This is a genomic window from Flavobacterium sp. SP2, assembly GCF_057626655.1.
This window is the reverse complement of the sequence record NZ_JBVHBT010000002.1, coordinates 117,427-133,938: the sequence shown is the minus strand read 5'-3', so window position 1 is coordinate 133,938 and position 16,512 is coordinate 117,427. Positions and strand designations below refer to the sequence as shown.

14 protein-coding genes are annotated in these 16,512 nt (G+C 32.2%); 5 read left to right on the top strand and 9 right to left on the bottom strand.

From position 1 onward, the window contains the following. Positions 1-32 precede the first annotated feature (32 nt). Complete coding sequence (locus ACZ098_RS05030) at positions 33-575, bottom strand: hypothetical protein (RefSeq protein WP_487310647.1); 543 nt, start codon at positions 573-575, stop codon at positions 33-35. Positions 576-677: 102 nt separating this feature from the next. Between ACZ098_RS05030 and ACZ098_RS05025 the strand changes: the two genes are divergently transcribed. Continuing rightward, positions 678-1,460: a DNA/RNA non-specific endonuclease gene (locus ACZ098_RS05025; RefSeq protein ID WP_487310646.1), complete on the top strand. Its 783-nt coding sequence runs from the start codon at positions 678-680 to the stop codon at positions 1,458-1,460. A 94-nt stretch (positions 1,461-1,554) separates the two neighbouring features. On the opposite strand, the gene rodA is transcribed toward ACZ098_RS05025, so the two are convergent. From rodA to purH, 6 genes are all read right to left on the bottom strand, one after another. Further along, on the bottom strand, positions 1,555-2,820 hold the full coding sequence (rodA, locus tag ACZ098_RS05020) for a rod shape-determining protein RodA (protein ID WP_487310645.1): 1,266 nt from the start codon (positions 2,818-2,820) through the stop codon (positions 1,555-1,557). Between the two features lies 1 nt (position 2,821). Beyond that, positions 2,822-4,783 carry a penicillin-binding protein 2 gene (gene mrdA / locus ACZ098_RS05015; RefSeq protein WP_487310644.1) on the bottom strand — a complete coding sequence of 654 codons (1,962 nt, stop codon included), beginning with the start codon at positions 4,781-4,783 and terminating at the stop codon, positions 2,822-2,824. After that, positions 4,780-5,286, bottom strand: coding sequence for a rod shape-determining protein MreD (locus ACZ098_RS05010; protein ID WP_487310643.1), 507 nt, complete (start codon positions 5,284-5,286; stop codon positions 4,780-4,782). The genes mrdA and ACZ098_RS05010 overlap by 4 nt, the downstream gene beginning before the upstream one ends. Next, positions 5,279-6,106, bottom strand: a complete 828-nt coding sequence (gene mreC, locus ACZ098_RS05005; RefSeq protein ID WP_487310642.1) for a rod shape-determining protein MreC — start codon at positions 6,104-6,106, stop codon at positions 5,279-5,281. Before mreC ends, ACZ098_RS05010 begins: the two co-directional genes overlap by 8 nt. Before the next feature lie 90 nt (positions 6,107-6,196). Continuing rightward, positions 6,197-7,225, bottom strand: a complete 1,029-nt coding sequence (locus ACZ098_RS05000) for a rod shape-determining protein (protein ID WP_487310641.1) — start codon at positions 7,223-7,225, stop codon at positions 6,197-6,199. Positions 7,226-7,277: 52 nt separating this feature from the next. After that, positions 7,278-8,804, bottom strand: a complete 1,527-nt coding sequence (gene purH / locus ACZ098_RS04995; RefSeq protein ID WP_487310640.1) for a bifunctional phosphoribosylaminoimidazolecarboxamide formyltransferase/IMP cyclohydrolase — start codon at positions 8,802-8,804, stop codon at positions 7,278-7,280. Between the two features lie 288 nt (positions 8,805-9,092). Here purH and ACZ098_RS04990 point away from each other — a divergent pair, with 288 nt between their 5' ends. Next, the gene (locus ACZ098_RS04990; protein ID WP_487310639.1) at positions 9,093-10,343 is read left to right on the top strand and encodes an ABC transporter permease; all 1,251 of its coding nucleotides are present in this window, start codon (positions 9,093-9,095) and stop codon (positions 10,341-10,343) included. A gap of 81 nt (positions 10,344-10,424) precedes the next feature. Here ACZ098_RS04990 and ACZ098_RS04985 read toward each other — a convergent pair whose 3' ends face one another. Together ACZ098_RS04985 and ACZ098_RS04980 are read right to left on the bottom strand one after the other, a co-directional pair. Further along, positions 10,425-11,039 carry a deoxynucleoside kinase gene (locus ACZ098_RS04985; RefSeq protein ID WP_487310638.1) on the bottom strand — a complete coding sequence of 205 codons (615 nt, stop codon included), beginning with the start codon at positions 11,037-11,039 and terminating at the stop codon, positions 10,425-10,427. After that, positions 11,039-11,830 carry a hypothetical protein gene (locus ACZ098_RS04980; protein WP_487310637.1) on the bottom strand — a complete coding sequence of 264 codons (792 nt, stop codon included), beginning with the start codon at positions 11,828-11,830 and terminating at the stop codon, positions 11,039-11,041. The genes ACZ098_RS04985 and ACZ098_RS04980 overlap by 1 nt, the downstream gene beginning before the upstream one ends. A 124-nt stretch (positions 11,831-11,954) precedes the next feature. Here ACZ098_RS04980 and ACZ098_RS04975 point away from each other — a divergent pair, with 124 nt between their 5' ends. The 3 genes from ACZ098_RS04975 to ACZ098_RS04965 all read left to right on the top strand — a co-directional run bounded on the left by ACZ098_RS04975 (position 11,955) and on the right by ACZ098_RS04965 (position 16,508). Continuing rightward, entirely contained in the window at positions 11,955-12,845 is an 891-nt protein-coding gene (locus tag ACZ098_RS04975) for a GLPGLI family protein (RefSeq protein ID WP_487310636.1), read from the top strand. Positions 12,846-12,940: 95 nt separating this feature from the next. After that, positions 12,941-13,759, top strand: coding sequence for a GLPGLI family protein (locus tag ACZ098_RS04970; protein WP_487310635.1), 819 nt, complete (start codon positions 12,941-12,943; stop codon positions 13,757-13,759). Between the two features lie 49 nt (positions 13,760-13,808). Further along, positions 13,809-16,508 carry a carboxypeptidase-like regulatory domain-containing protein gene (locus ACZ098_RS04965; RefSeq protein WP_487310634.1) on the top strand — a complete coding sequence of 900 codons (2,700 nt, stop codon included), beginning with the start codon at positions 13,809-13,811 and terminating at the stop codon, positions 16,506-16,508. Positions 16,509-16,512 lie beyond the last annotated feature (4 nt).

Sequence of the window (16,512 nt, the reverse complement as noted above, 5' to 3'; positions counted from 1 at the left end):
ATTTTTACATTCAAACCTTTTTGTTTTTATACTTATCTAAGCTTACTTAATTTTTCTTCAGATTTAGTAATATCCTCTTGAATTTCGGTAATTTTTAATTGTTGCTTAGAAATTTTTACATTTCCTTTTTCGATATCTACCGCCGATAATTTACCACGTGATTTAGATTTTTCGAACTTCGATTGCATTTTCTCTAAATCTCTGTTGGCTTTAGCTAGTTTTTCTTTGTTTTTCGAAACTGCTTTTTCTGCCGATGCTAATCTTTTTTGTTCTTTTTCAAACTTCTTTTGTTCTTTCTTTAACTTGTCTTGCTCTTTTTCAACTCGTCGTTGTTCTTTTTTAATTTTGTCTTCTGCATCTTTACGATCTTTTTCAAGACGTTCTTGTTGTTTTAAAGCTTTTTTATCCTCTTTTAATTGATTTTCGACTCTAGCTTTTTCTTCAGCTTGTTGTTTTTGTAAGTCTATTGTACTTACTTTTACAGAATCTACTATTGTTGTAGTGGAATTTTCTTGTGCTACAAAGTTTTGAAAACTTGCCAAGACTAATGCGGTAATTACTATTTTAATTTTCATATCAAAAGTGTATTATAAATTATCATACAAAGAAACAAAAAAAATACAGCAATGATTTACACAATAAAATTTATCTTTTATAAAATTATACGGAAAAATACTATGTTTTTTTTAGTCATGATTTTTGTTTTAAATTCTTGCAAGAAGGAAGTGATAGAGGAAAATACTAAAGTCCCAAATTCTCAAAATAAAAATTTTATAACATTGAATTTTGAAAATATGCTTCCTACTTCAACAACCAATGTGGTTGTAAAGCACGACAATTATGTTCTTTCTTATCATGAAAAATACGAACAAGCAGAATGGGTTGCCTATGAACTAAAAGCACAAGTTCGCAACAGTCAAAATTTTAAAAGACCTTTTTTTATAGAAGATAGTAAAGTGAAGAGTGGTTCGGCAAGTTGGAGAAATTATAAAAATTCGGGTTATGATAAAGGTCATCTTTGTCCGGCCGGAGACATGAAATTTTCTAAGGATGCATTCGAAGAAACTTTTTTGACTAGTAATATTTCGCCACAAAAGCACGATTTTAATGAAGGTATTTGGAATACATTGGAGCAGAAAGTCAGGTATTGGTCGACTAAATATGATGGAATATTCGTGGTTACTGGTGGAATATTGTCGGATGATTTAGAAACTATTGGAAATGAAAATGTCGCAGTTCCAAAATATTTTTACAAGGTTTTACTTGACGATTCTAATGGCAAATACAAAATGATTGCTTTTCTAGTTCCAGCTAATGATAGCAAGAAGCCTTTATACGAATTTGTAGTTTCGGTTGATGAAATTGAAAAAGTTACAGGTATTGATTTTTATCCAAAATTAGAGGATGAAATTGAAAGTAAATTGGAAAAAAGTAGTGATTATAAAGATTGGAGTTTTTAACTGAAAAAATTACGCTGACTATTGATTTTAAAAAAAGCTATTACTTCGATTAGTCCTTTGACTTTATAACTTTATAACTTTCGACTAACTAAAATTACCATTCATTTACTTTATTGGCATCCATTTTTAGGAAAATAAACAACAAAATTGTGAAACCCCAAAGTCCCGAACCACCATAAGAAAAGAACGGTAGAGGAACTCCGATTGTAGGGAATACGCCAATTACCATGGCAATATTTACAAAAAAGTGAATGAATAAAATTCCGGCAACGCAGTAACCATAAACACGGCTGAACTTGGTTTTTTGTCGTTCTGCGAGATAAATTATCCTAAGGATTAGTGTTGCAAACATTCCAATTACAAATATGGAACCTAGAAATCCCCATTCTTCTCCTACAGTTGTAAATATATAATCGGTATGTTGTTCGGGTACAAATCCACCTTTGGTTTGCGTACCTTCTAGATAGCCTTTTCCAAACAATCCTCCAGATCCTATTGCAATTTCCGACTGATTGGTATTGTAGCCTACACCTTTCATGTCGACTTCTTTTCCTAGTAAAATATTAAATCGATCACGGTGGTGCTGCTTAAAAACATTGGTGAATACGTAATCAACAGAATAACTTAATCCTGACATTGCAACTAGAAGTATAGCGCTCATAATGATATTGCGATCTACAAAACGGCTTCTGAAATGATTAATGAGTAATCCAACAGCTGCTATTCCGATAACAATTAATGGGTTTCCAATTGCTAAGGTTAAGATAAAAACAACTATAGCAATAAAACCAGTAAGTAGGTACCAACCTGGCAAACCTTCTCGAAACAAAACAATAAAGAAAACACTATAAATCAACGCACTTCCAGGATCGGGTTGAGGTAAAATTAGCATTACAGGCAGAAAAATTATTACTAATGCTTGTATTTGTCGGTTTACTTCTTTCAAATTTACTTGTACATCGCTGAGGTATTTTGCTAACGCTAACGCGGTTGCTGCTTTAGCAAATTCAGAAGGCTGCAAAGTAAAACTACCAATTGCATACCAGCAACGTTGCCCAGCAATAGTTTTTCCAAAAACAAACAAACCCAGAAGCGATACAAGTGCAACAGCAAAAATTACAATAGAAAATTTTTCATAAAATTTGGCTTCGACCGTGAGCACGATAAAGATAAGCGGTATAGTAAATAATATGAAAAGGAATTGCTTACCATAAATTTGTGAGAAATCGAAAATTGTATTGGATTCGGTAACATTAGATAACGATGATGAGTAGATATTTAGCCAACCCATTATCACCAAAACGATGTAAATGAGTATACTAATCCAATCGATATTGCTAGTTACACTTTGATTTTTCATTTTATTGAATTGACTTTAAAGTATCAATTTTTACTTCTTTCTTATTATTGATCGAATCGCGTTGTCTCTTGATTTTTGCAACACTATCTTGCAAGCGCATGTTAATTTTTGCAATACTATCTTGCTTATTTCTAGGTAATAATTTGTCGTACTGATTTTTTAAACTTCCTGTTAACATTCTTTTTTCCAAATCCATTCTGGAAATTTTCTTGTTAAGGTATTTTTCAATCATCAAAGTAGTAATTGGTCCAGCCCATCTTGCACCCCAATATCCATTTTCAACGAATACAGCAATTGCAATTTTGGGATTGTCTTTTGGAGCAAATGCCACAAATATTGAGTGATCTTGAAGTTTTACTCGCTTCCCATTTACTTTCAAATAATTTTCGGCAGTACCAGTTTTTCCACAAATATCAATACCCACAGCACCCAAACCTCTTGCAGTTCCGAGATTATAAACATCATATAAACCATTTATAACTGGTTCAAAATGCTTACGATCGATAGTAGTCATGTGTCTGGTTGTGAATTTTTTATCAATAACTTCACCTTCGATTTTCTTAATGATATGAGGAGTATAATAATAACCCCGATTGGCAACCGTAGCCATCATATTTGCAAGTTGAATTGGAGTCATTAAAATTTCACCTTGACCAATGGCGTTAGAAACTATTGCCGTACTTCGCCAACCACCATTTGGATATAACTTTTTATAAGTTTTTGACGTTGGAATTGCACCAGCTTTTCCAGTTGGCAAATCGGTTCCCATGAATTCTCCAAGACCAAAACTTTTAATATGTTTTGCCCAAACATCAACTCCATCTCCAGGTTTTTTATATTTATTAATGGTTTTCATAAATACGTTTGCAAAATACGTATTGCACGAATTATAAATTCCGTTGTGTAGTTTGGAAATTCCCGAGTCGTGACATTTCATAAATCTACCACGCGCATAACTAAATCCGTGGTGGCATACAAACGAAGTTTCTGTATCAATAACTCCTTCTTGCAAACCAACTAAAGCCGTCAAGATTTTAAATGGAGAACCCGGCGGATATTCTGCCAAAAGTCCACGGTCGTAAAGTGGTTTTGCAATAGAATCTCGGTATAAAAAAGTATAATTTTTAGATCGTTGTCTTCCTACAAGAATTCCTGGATTGTATGAAGGCGCAGTTACTAATGCCAAAATCTCACCAGTTTTAGGTTCGATTGCAACAATACCACCCCATTTGTTAACCATTAATTCTTCTCCATATTTCTGAAGTTCGGCATCAATAGTTAGCGTTAAATCTTCTCCTTGTTTAGAAATAGTATCGTATTTTCCATCTTTATAAGATCCAATCTCTCTATTAAATTTATCTTTTAAAATGTATTTAACACCTTTTTGACCGCGTAAATGAGTTTCGTAGCTTTCTTCAACTCCTTGCTTTCCTATTAAATCTCCACCAATATAATACGGATTTTTCTCAATAATTTTTTCGTTTACTTGCGTAATGAATCCGAATATATTACTACCAAAATCTTCTTGGTAATCACGCAAAGAACGTTTTTGAATGTAAAATCCTTCAAATTTTCGTATTTTTTCTTGAAACGCAGCATATTCCAACTTGTTTAATTGGGGTAAAAAAACAGACGGAAGCATCGGACTATAAACCTTAGCTTTGTTGACTCTTTTAATAAACTCTTCTTTCGTTACATCAAGTAAATTGCAAAATTGTATGGTGTCCAAGTTTTTAATATCTCTTGGAATTACCATGATGTCATAAGAAGGCTGATTGGCAACTAAAAGCACACCATTTCTGTCATAAATATAACCTCTTTCAGGATAATCGTATTTGATTTTAATGGCGTTGTTTTCCGATTTTAATTTGAAAGAATCGTCTATAATTTGTAAAAAGAAAATGCGTATCAACAGCAATACTGCTGAGATAATAACCAAAGTTGGGAGCAAAATTTTTCTCATCGCTTACTTGGCTTAATTAAGTAAATTATTAATATACAAATTATTATCGTAAAAAGTGTGCTTACTAAAGTACGAAGCAATATATCCCAAATGGATAAGTAGGAAAAAACTTCAAGTAAAAATAGCGAAAAATGATGAATTACTACTGCAAGAAAAATAAACGAAAATCGTTCAGGTGTTAAAACATCATTTAAACGAACCGTTTGATATTCATAGCTTAATCCGAACGAAAATCTGAAAATTGAAGGACGCATGAAGGCAAGTAAAACGCAAGACGCAGCATGAACACCACCCGAATCACAAAACAGGTCCATTGTAATACCCAGCAAGAAACTAGCTAATAAAATTCCGTATTTATTTCCGTTTACAGGATATAAAATAATGAATAAAATGTAAGGATAAGGATTAATATATTCAGAAAAGTTGATGTTATTGAAAATAAGAATTTGTGCTGCAAGCAACAATACAAATCGTACGATGTTATATAACAATGTGCTATTCATTCTTTACCGTCTTTTTTTGTATTTCGTCAAATTCTTTTTTGTCTTTATTTTTGATGATGTAAACATGTTCTAAACTTGTCATATCATTAAAGAGTTTTACATTGATTGTGAAAAAATTGGTTTCATCATCGGTGTAGATTTTATCAATAGTTCCAATTCCTACGTTTTCAGGAAATATAGTCGATTGTCCGCCAGTTACGATGGTATCACCTTTTTTAACAGATGCCAATCTTGGTACATCTATTAACTGAACGAAACCAGTGCTTTTTCCATTCCAAATTAATGATCCGAAATGATTGGATTTTTTAATTTTTGCATTGATCTGAGATTTCACATTCAAAATACTTAGAACCGTAGCATACTTTGGAGATGTGTTTTCAATAATTCCGACTATACCTAAACTATTTATGACGCCCATGTCTGGTTCAACACCTTGATTTGTTCCTGTGTCTAATGTTAAGAAGTTTTCCTGCGAACTGTAGGAGTTTTTAATTACTTTAGAATTTATAATGTCGTACTTATTAACACCTTTAATGGAATCAAAATTCGGAACCTTTGTAGTGTCTTTTAAGTTGAACAATAATCCTTTCAATCGGCTATTTTCTTTTGCAAGCTCTTCGTTTTTGGTTTTTAAATCAAAGTATTCATTGATCGAATTTACTTCAGCATAAACACCGCCAGACAAGAAATTTGCCGAACTTATAATTTTACTTTTGTGATAAGAATGGGATTGAATTGTCAATCCGATAGAGATTGCCATAAGCAGCAAAAACAGCATGCGATGGCTGTTTTTAAATATAAAATTAAATATTTGCTGCATAATTTTAAAAGTTATTAACCTTAAAATTCCAAATCCCAAAAGTAATTGCAATAACGATTTTTGGAATTTGGAATTTAGTAAATTTGGAATTTATTTTATAAGAATACTTCTAAATTTTGGTATGTTTTTCAAGGCCATTCCAGTTCCACGAACTACGGCTTTCAAAGGATCTTCGGCAATATAAACAGGTAAATCAGTTTTTAATGAAATACGTTTGTCCAATCCGCGAAGCATAGAACCTCCACCAGCTAAGTATATTCCGGTATTATAAATATCTGCGGCTAATTCAGGTGGCGTTTGAGATAACGTTTCCATAACTGCATCTTCAATTCTTTGAATAGATTTGTCCAAAGCTTTTGCAATTTCTCTAAAAGAAACTTCTACTTGTTTTGGTTTACCAGTAAGTAAATCTCTACCTTGAACCGACATGTCGTCTGGAGGAGTTTCCAACTGATCGGTTGCGGCACCAATTGTAATTTTTATTTTTTCAGCTGTTGTTTCTCCAACGAATAAGTTGTGTTGCGTTCTCATGTAGTAAATGATGTCGTTTGTAAAAACGTCACCTGCAATTTTCACCGATTTGTCGCATACAATTCCACCAAGAGCAATAACTGCAATTTCGGTAGTTCCACCACCAATATCAACAATCATGTTTCCTTTTGGTTGCATAATATCAATTCCAATTCCAATTGCTGCTGCCATTGGTTCGTGAATTAAGTACACTTCTTTACCGTTTACACGTTCGCAACTTTCTTTTACCGCACGCATTTCTACTTCGGTAATTCCAGATGGAATACAAACTACCATTCGCAATGCTGGTTGAAACATTTTTTTCTTCAATGCAGGAATACTTTTGATAAACATTTTTATCATTTGCTCTGATGCATCAAAATCTGCAATAACTCCATCCTTTAACGGACGAATGGTCTTTATGTTTTCATGTGTCTTTCCTTGCATCATGTTGGCCTCTTTTCCAACGGCAATTATCCTACCAGAAACTCGGTCTCTAGCAACGATTGACGGACTATCAATTACAACTTTATCGTTGTGAATTATTAGTGTATTAGCGGTACCAAGATCTATCGCAATATCCTCGGTCATGAAATCAAAAAATCCCATAAGTTGTTTAGGGGTTAAAAGTTAATAATTTAATAGCGCAAAGTTAAACAAATTAATGTTTAAAATGACGCGTTCCTGTAAATACCATTGCAACATTATTTTCGTTACAATAATTAATACTCAATTCGTCTTTAATTGATCCACCTGGCTGAATTACAGCTGTTATTCCAGCATGTTTAGCAATTTCTACACAATCCGGAAACGGAAAAAATGCATCACTTGCCATAACTGCGCCATTTAAATCAAATCCAAATGTATGTGCTTTTTCAATTGCTTGTTTTAAAGCATCAACACGTGAAGTCTGACCTGTTCCAGAAGAAATTAAAGTATTGTTTTTAGCAAATACGACGGTGTTGGATTTTGTATTTTTACAAATCTTAGAAGCGAAGATTAAATCGTCAACTTCTTGATTTGTTGGAGATGTAGTAGTAACGGTTTTTAACGACTGTTTATTGTCTGTAATATTGTTTTTATCTTGAACTAATATTCCGTTAAGACAAGTACGAAGTTGTTGTTGAGGCAATTCAACATCATTTATTACTAAAATAATTCTGTTTTTCTTTTCTGATAAAATTGAAATTGCTTCTTCGTCGTAACTTGGCGCAATTACTACTTCACAAAAAAGTGAATTTATTTCGGTTGCAGTTGCGGTGTCAATTTTGCCATTTGCAATTAAAACGCCGCCAAAAGCTGATGTAGGGTCGCAAGCCAAAGCCGTTACATAAGCATCGTGCATTGTAGCTCTTGTTGCCAATCCGCAAGCATTATTATGTTTTAAGATTGCAAATGTTGGCGCGTCATTTTTAAATTCAAAAATCAAATTTACAGCCGCATCAACATCAAGTAAATTGTTATAGGATAATTCTTTTCCGTGCAATTTGGTAAACATCGCATCAAAATCGCCAAAGAAAAATCCTTTCTGATGTGGATTTTCACCATATCTCAAAATCTGTCCGTTGGCAATACTAGTTTTCAAAATCGTTTCATCGGTATTGAAATAATTAAAAATAGCCGAATCGTAATGTGACGAAACATGAAAAGCTTTCGTTGCCAAAAGTCGTCTTTGTTCCAAGGTCGTAGCGCCATTTCCATCTACAATCATATCAAGAAAAGTACTGTACTCATCTACCGAAGCCACAATTGCAGTGTCTTTAAAATTCTTAGCAGCAGCACGAATTAGTGAAATTCCACCAATATCAATTTTTTCAATAATATCGGTTTCGCTTGCACCAGAAGCTACCGTTTTTTCAAACGGATATAAATCAACAATCACAACATCAATTTGCGGAATGTCAAATTCTTTCATTTGTGCCACATCACTTTCATTATCTTGACGGTTTAAAATTCCGCCAAAAATCTTTGGGTGCAACGTCTTCACTCGTCCGCCAAGAATTTCGGGAAACGAGGTAATATCTTCAACAGGAACTACAGGAATTCCAAGGTTTTTTATAAATTCTTCTGTGCCACCAGTTGAGTAAAAAGTTACATTTTGTTCGTGTAGTTGGCGAACAATAGGTTCTAAACCGTCTTTAGAAAAGACAGAAATCAATGCCGATTTAATTGTTTTAGTTGTGCTCATTTTGTAGTGTTGTTAAGCGTGCAAAAGTAGTTTTTTTTCTTGTCAACTATTTCCAATTTTATCAAAAAATTAATGTAAAACAGTATTTTTTTTAGAAACAAATGTTTTGGCATTTTCACCAACCATTTTCCTGCCTTTCGATACAATCTTACCTTGTTTTTTTCAAGAAAACAAGGCAAGGATTTCCGCTTCAGTCAGGGTTATTAGATTTATGTATTGAATACTTGTAACAATTTCATAATTATATTTACTAATACCTTAAATTTACACAAGAAAGAAAATCCAAATATGTTAGTATATATTCGTTTATTAAAAGAAAGTTTCAGTTTTGCCATGAACGCGTTGCGAAACAATAAACTGCGTACATTATTATCGTTATTAGGAGTTACCATTGGTATATTTTCAATCATTGCGGTGCTTGCCGCAGTAGATTCGTTAGATCAAAAAATCAAAAAAGATTTAAGCAGTTTAGATAAAAATACCATTTATCTAGCCAAGTTTTCTTTTGGACCATCAGAAATTCCAAGATGGAAGCGCGACCAATTTCCAGATGTAAATTATGAAGAATACCAATATTTAAAAAATAATTTACCAGAAGCTCAAGAATTGGCATACCAACTTTTTGTAAGGTCTGAAATTATAAAATACGATGCAAAATCGGTTAGTTCAGTAAATATTGTACCGGTTTCACAAGAGTTTATAGACATTCAAGGATTAGAATTTTCAGAAGGACGATTTTATAACGAGTCCGAATCCAATTCGGGTGCGCCAGTTGTAGTAATTGGTGACGAAATTGCAACCAGTCTTTTCGAAAACGTGGATCCAATTGGAAAACAAGTACGATTGTACGGACAACGATTTACTGTAATAGGAGTTTTAAAGAAACAAGGCGCAGGATTATTTGGTGATAGTAATGATACTTCGGCATTTATTCCGGTTAATTTTCTTAGAAGAATGTATGGCGATAATAACGATTCCATGACGCCAGTTATTGTTATAAAGCCTCAAAAAGGTGTCGATATGGAAGCGTTCAAAGCCGATTTATCTCAGAAATTACGAAGCATGCGCGGTGTAAAAACTGGCGAAATAGATAATTTTTTCATCAATGTTTTTTCTGGTTTCACCGATTTGTTAGATGGAATCATTAGTAGTATGAATGTTGGTGGTTGGATTATTGCAGGATTTTCACTTTTAGTTGGAGGTTTTGGAGTTGCCAATATCATGTTTGTATCAGTAAAAGAAAGAACTAATTTAATTGGAATTCAAAAATCACTTGGCGCCAAAAATCGTTTCATACTTTTTCAGTTTCTTTTCGAAGCCGTTATACTTTGTGTAATCGGTGGATTTATAGGGATAATTTTAGTCTGGCTCATTGCTATGGGATTAACCAAATTACTCGAATTTGATTTTGTGCTAAGCTTTTTCAATATTTGCTTAGGAACAGGATTAGCAATCGTAATTGGTTTGGTTTCTGGAATCTTACCAGCAATTTCTGCTGCGAAACTAGATCCTGTTGAAGCTATTCGTAGCGGAATGTAATAGTATAAACAATCAATTAAAGCACAAAAAAACACAAAGGAAAACTTTGTGTTTTTTTTATAGAATTAAAATTGATAGCAATTAAAATAATCCGTTTATTTCAGCATCAATTCGGTTGATGATCATACCTAAATCCTCTGGATTATTAACAAAATCGATATTATCAACATCAATTATTAAAAGTTTGCCTTTAGTATACGTAGTGATCCATGCTTCATAACGCTCGTTCAATCGACTTAAGTAGTCAATGGAAATCGAATTTTCATAATCGCGACCACGTTTGTGAATTTGTCCTACCAAATTTGGAATAGAACTTCGTAAATAAATTAATAAATCAGGAGCTTCAACCAAACTTTCCATCAATTGAAAAAGAGAAGAATAGTTTTCAAAATCGCGATTGGTCATCAATCCCATGGCATGAAGGTTGGGTGCAAAAATATGTGCATCTTCATAAATAGTTCGATCTTGAATTATTTTTTTACCACTTTCGCGAATTTGCAATACTTGACGAAATCTACTATTTAAAAAATATATTTGTAAGTTGAACGACCAACGTTCCATTTGATGGTAAAAATCATCCAAGTACGGATTGTCTACAACATCTTCAAAATGAGGTTCCCATTTGAAGTGTTTCGCTAAAAATTGAGTTAAAGTTGTTTTTCCTGCGCCTATATTTCCTGCTACTGCTATGTGCATTATGGTGTTACGATTTTATAATTTGTAATTTGTTTGTTGGTAAAAATAGATAAAATTTGGTCTTTGTAATAAAAATTGTCAAAGGTTTTCTCAACAATTTCAATTTTGTAAATTTTATTTTCTTTGCAGTCTTTCAATAACAGTTGATTGTTGTCGGAAAATATTATTTTGTTGTTATCCAAAAGTGTGATTTTCGAGAATTTTTCTACTTTTCCGGGGCTAAAAACGCGACCAAAAATTGTAGAAGTCATCCATTGATTTTGCTTGTCAATCCAATGGAAATAATTAAAATCGGTTTGATAATATTGAAAAGGTGTTTCAATTGGCACTCCAAGATTAGCATAAGTAGCAGCGTTCAAATCATAAAGTCCAATTTGCTGGTTTAAAGTATTAAATACCCACAATTTATTTTGAATAGAAATTCCTATTGCAGCGGCAACAACAGGTGTTTCCAATTTTGAGAATTCAATTTTTTGAATTTCATTCAGTTGATTATCCAATACAATTACTGTATTGAATTCTTCATAAAATAAAATAATTTTTAAAGGATTGGTAATGTCAACTTTGGTTAATTTTCCCAAAGCAACATTTTGATATTGAAGTTCTGAAGATTCAATTTTCTTAATGAGAACATTGTTTTTTAAATAATAAGCGGTTCCAAAGCCATCAAAGCCGACAAAGAAATCGGCATCGATTGTGTAAGTGTTTTGAAGTACTGCATCAATTTTAAAGATTTGACTATTTGAAATTAATGAGCTTAAAAGTATTAGGGCAAAAAATATATTTCTCATGACAATGCTAAATTACATTAAACCATTTACATATATGTTAGTCAAACTAATTATTTTAACAAATCTTTGGTAACAAAAACAGATTTCAATCGTCATATTTGTTTCAAATTTAAATTTATTTCTGATGAACAAAATACTTTTTACCCTTTCACTTTTCTTGGCATATTTTGCCGCACACGCCCAAAAAGATTTTCAAGGTATGGCTGTTTACGAATCCAAAACTAGTACTGCTGAATTTTCCAAAAGATTTGAAGGCAACAAAGACGTAACTCCCGAAATGAAAGCCATGATCGAGGAACGAATGAAAAAAATGTTTGAGAAGACATTTATTTTAAATTTCGATAAATCGGCATCAATTTATAAAGAGGAAGAGAAATTAGATGCATCGCCACAAAGTGGTGGTGGAATGCGAATGATGATGAATTCTATGTCTGGTGGTGGCGGTACATACTATAAAAATGTAAAAGAAAAATCATACACGGTAGATAAAGAATTTATGGGAAAAGAGTTTCTTGTAAAAGATTCGTTGCCCAATTTAAAATGGAAAATGGAATCGGAAACTCGTGTAATAGGTGGTTATACTTGTTACAAAGCGACTGCTGTTAAAGAAGCTAGTAAATCGGATTTTAGAAATTTTAGAACCAGAAATGAAGGCGACAAGAAGAAAGAAGGTGTAAAAGAAGAAGACAAAAAAACCAACTTTATGGACGGTATTGAAGTTCCAAAAGAAATTACAATTACAGCATGGTATACTCCAGAAATACCTGTAAATCAAGGTCCAGAAAGCTATTGGGGTTTGCCTGGATTAATATTAGAAGTTAACGACGGGAAAACTATAATCTTGTGTTCAAAAGTAGTTTTGAATGCAAAAGATAAAGTTGAAATTAAAGCGCCAAGTAATGGTAAATCAATATCTCAGAAAGATTACGACGAAACTGTTGTGAAGAAAATGAAAGAGATGCAAGAAATGAATCAAGGTCAAGGTGGTGGACGATCAATGCGTTTTGGAGGATAAAACAAAGCAACATCAAGTAAAAGAAGAATCTCAAACCTTATTATGAGATTCTTCTTTTTTATAAACAACAATATCATTTACAATACCCAATTAAAATGAAAAAAATTACTTTTCTAATTACCTTATTGTTATCAGCAATTTCATTTTCTCAAAATACTTTTCAAGGTATAGCAATATATCAAAGTAAAACGGACATGAAATCTATTGGGATTGATATTCCAGATATGGATCAAGAAACCAAAGCTAAACTTATTTCAAAAATGTCCGCAGCTTTTGAAAAGACATACATACTAAAGTTTAATACGTTTGAAAGCACATATGATGAGGAACAAAAACTTACAATGCAATCAAGTGAAATTATTCAATCAGGTTATGATGGAATTATATACAAAAATACCAAAGAGCAAATTCTTCTTAGTGAAACGGAAGCTTTTAATAAAAATTTTCTAATTTCAGAACCATTAAAAAAAATGGATTGGCAGTTGTCTAATGAAAGAAAAAAAATTGGAGAATACAATTGTCTAAAAGCAACAGTTGTAATTCCGGTTTCAGAAGAAGAGTTAGCCGATTATGAAACTGCTAAAAAAGCGCAAGCCAATAATCAAACTACATTTTTGACTTTATCTGAACCAAAGTCAAAAACAATAATCGTTTGGTACACTACAGAAATTCCTGTTGCAAACGGTCCATCAAGTTATTGGGGATTGCCAGGTCTTATTTTAGAGGCTAACAACGGGATTACGAGTGTATTATGTTCTAAAATAATCATAAATCCAAAAGATAAAATTGTCATTAAAAAACCATCGAAAGGTAAAAAAATCAGTCGAGAAGATTTTGAAAAAATGCAAGAAGAAAAATTAAATTCATTAAGAGATGAAAATGGAGTTATACATATTAACACTAGTGGAAATTAATATTCAAACAAAAATTACAATTATACTTTAGATTCCCAAAATTCAAATCATGAAAAAAATTACTTTTCTATTTACCTTATTGTTATCAGCAATTTCATTTTCTCAAAATATCCGCTTTGAAGGCGTAATTCTCGAATCTGGGAAAGCTCCTTTAGAAATGGCTAATGTAATGGCTGTAAATCAAGCTACCAAAGGAATGGATGCTTATGCAATTACTAACGACAAAGGGAAATTTGTTTTAAACTTAAAATCCAATAGCACTTACACAATTAAATTAAGTTACATTGGAATGCAAAACAAAGAAATTACAGTTGTAACAAAATCTGAAAATATTACCCAAAACATCACCATGGAAGCTGGTGGAATTGAACTTGATGGAGTAGAAATTGTGCGTGAAATGCCGGTATCAATTAAAGGCGACACCATAGTTTATAACGCCGACTCGTTTAAAACTGGTACTGAACGCAAATTGGAAGATGTTTTGAAAAAACTTCCTGGTGTAGAGGTTAACGCAGATGGAGAAATAGAAGTTGAAGGAAAAAAAGTTTCCAAACTGTTGGTTGAAGGAAAAGATTTTTTTGATGGCGATACCAAATTAGGGGTAAAAAATATTCCTGCCGATGCTATTGATAAAATACAAGTGCTTCGAAATTATAACGAAAACTCCATTTTAAAAGGTGTAGAAAATAACCAAGACAATATTGCTATGAACATCAAACTTAAATCAGGAAAGAAAAACTTCTGGTTTGGTGACATGACTGCAGGTATTGGTGTTGCTCATGAAGAAGAGCGCTATTTGGTTAATCCAAAATTATTTTATTACAGTCCAAAATACAGTGTTAACATTATTACTAACTTCAATAATATTGGAGAATTACCACTTACCGTTCAAGATTATTTTAAATTCACTGGTGGATTTAGAAACATGATGGGCAAAGGCGGTTCTAGTTTTAATGTATCTTCTAATGATTTAGGAATTTCATTATTAAGAAACAACCGTGCAAAAGACATCGAAACACAGTTTGGAGCAACCAATTTCTCTTATAATCCAACTAAAACTTGGTCTTTAAGCGGATTTGCAATTTTATCTGCTTCGCAAACAGATTTGGAAACAAAATCAAAATCAACAATTTTAGCAACAGGCGATCAACAAAATAGTGATGAAGTTGCAAAGCAAAAAAGTAATTTAGGATTGTTTAAATTGAGTTCAACTTATAAACCTAATGCCAAAGTACAATTTGACTATGATGTGTTAACAAAAATCTCAAAACAAGATGAAAATACCGATTTGCTCCGTCAATCAATTGTAAATTCTGTTCCGAATTCTGAAACTATTTTTACAAATAAAAAGCAGAATCCGTTATCGATTAATCAAAATTTAAGTTTGTATTTTACTCAAAGCGAAAAAAATGTATTTGCTGCAGAAATGCAACATTTGTATCAAGATGAAGACCCTTTTTATAATGCTAATTTGCAAACGCAACCGTTTAACTTAATTGGATATCAGTCTGGTGAAGACAGAAATATTTTATCACAAAACCGATTTGTTAAAACCAATAAATTAGATGCTAAAATTGATTATTATTACATGGTAACGCCTAAAAGCAACATCAACATTACATTAGGAAATACCTATTCTCATCAAAATTTTAACTCCTCAATATTTCAAATACTAGATAACGGAGTCGAAAATAATTTAAACAATCCTGAAAATGCAAACGATGTGAATTATGACTTTAATGATGTTTTTCTAGGCTTTCATTACAAGTTTTTATATAAGAAATTTACCTTTACACCAGGGGTTTCTTTCCATAATTATGCTATGAATAATCAACAAGTAGGTTTAGAAAACAAACAAAATTTCTTCCGAGTATTGCCAGATTTTTATGCCTTGTTTCAGATGAAAAAAGCAGAAACATTAACTTATAATTTTTCGTACACCAATAGTTTTACAGACATCAACCAGCTTGCCGAAGGATATGTATTGTCTAGCTACAACAATTTGTTTAGAGGAAACAGAAACTTAGAAAACTCTATTTCTGAAGTTCATTCGTTGCGATATTTTAAATACAACATGTTTAATTTCGAAAATATATTTGCCAATTTAAGTTATTCTAGACGTATTGATGCTATAAAAACAAATGCTAATTTCGACGGAATCAATCAGTCATCATCTCCATACAATTCTAATTTTGCAGACGAAACATTGTCTGGAAATGGTAACTACGGACGTTCATTTTTGAAAAACTATAAAGCCAATTTGAGCGCCGGACTAAGTTGGAATAAATTCAATAATATTCAAAATTCAGTTTTAAATTCTTCTGAAAGCTTTACGCAAAATTATACTGTAAAAGCTTCAACTAACTATAAAAATTTGCCTAATTTAGAAGTAGGTTACAATTTTGTTGTAAACGAGTATGATAATGCCAATAATACTTCCAAGTTCTTTACAGAAAGACCTTTTGCAAGACTAGATTACTATTTCTTGAAAAGTTTTTCGTTCGTTTCTGAATATGAATTTTATCATTATTACAGTAAAGATAAAACCACTAATAATGAGTACGATTTCCTTTCAGCTAGTTTGATTTATCAGAAAAAAGACAGTAAGTGGGAATACAAAGTTGCAGCAACCAATTTGCTAAATACTACTTCTTTAAACGACGATAGTTTCTCGCAATTCTCAACAAGAACATCACAATATACAGTGCAACCAAGATATATTATTCTTAGTTTAAAATACAATTTATAATTAT

What these genes read in the sequence shown, in the direction of transcription:
- rodA (WP_487310645.1), bottom strand. Translation starts at nt 2,820, where the DNA reads ATGAAAAATCAAAGTGTAACTAGCAATATCGATTGGATTAGTATACTC.
- mrdA (WP_487310644.1), bottom strand. Translation starts at nt 4,783, where the DNA reads ATGAGAAAAATTTTGCTCCCAACTTTGGTTATTATCTCAGCAGTATTG.
- ACZ098_RS05010 (WP_487310643.1), bottom strand. Translation starts at nt 5,286, where the DNA reads ATGAATAGCACATTGTTATATAACATCGTACGATTTGTATTGTTGCTT.
- ACZ098_RS04970 (WP_487310635.1), top strand. Translation starts at nt 12,941, where the DNA reads ATGAAAAAAATTACTTTTCTAATTACCTTATTGTTATCAGCAATTTCA.
- purH (WP_487310640.1), bottom strand. Translation starts at nt 8,804, where the DNA reads ATGAGCACAACTAAAACAATTAAATCGGCATTGATTTCTGTCTTTTCT.
- ACZ098_RS04985 (WP_487310638.1), bottom strand. Translation starts at nt 11,039, where the DNA reads ATGCACATAGCAGTAGCAGGAAATATAGGCGCAGGAAAAACAACTTTA.
- ACZ098_RS04990 (WP_487310639.1), top strand. Translation starts at nt 9,093, where the DNA reads ATGTTAGTATATATTCGTTTATTAAAAGAAAGTTTCAGTTTTGCCATG.
- ACZ098_RS04975 (WP_487310636.1), top strand. Translation starts at nt 11,955, where the DNA reads ATGAACAAAATACTTTTTACCCTTTCACTTTTCTTGGCATATTTTGCC.
- ACZ098_RS05030 (WP_487310647.1), bottom strand. Translation starts at nt 575, where the DNA reads ATGAAAATTAAAATAGTAATTACCGCATTAGTCTTGGCAAGTTTTCAA.
- mreC (WP_487310642.1), bottom strand. Translation starts at nt 6,106, where the DNA reads ATGCAGCAAATATTTAATTTTATATTTAAAAACAGCCATCGCATGCTG.
- ACZ098_RS04965 (WP_487310634.1), top strand. Translation starts at nt 13,809, where the DNA reads ATGAAAAAAATTACTTTTCTATTTACCTTATTGTTATCAGCAATTTCA.
- ACZ098_RS05025 (WP_487310646.1), top strand. Translation starts at nt 678, where the DNA reads ATGTTTTTTTTAGTCATGATTTTTGTTTTAAATTCTTGCAAGAAGGAA.
- ACZ098_RS05000 (WP_487310641.1), bottom strand. Translation starts at nt 7,225, where the DNA reads ATGGGATTTTTTGATTTCATGACCGAGGATATTGCGATAGATCTTGGT.
- ACZ098_RS04980 (WP_487310637.1), bottom strand. Translation starts at nt 11,830, where the DNA reads ATGAGAAATATATTTTTTGCCCTAATACTTTTAAGCTCATTAATTTCA.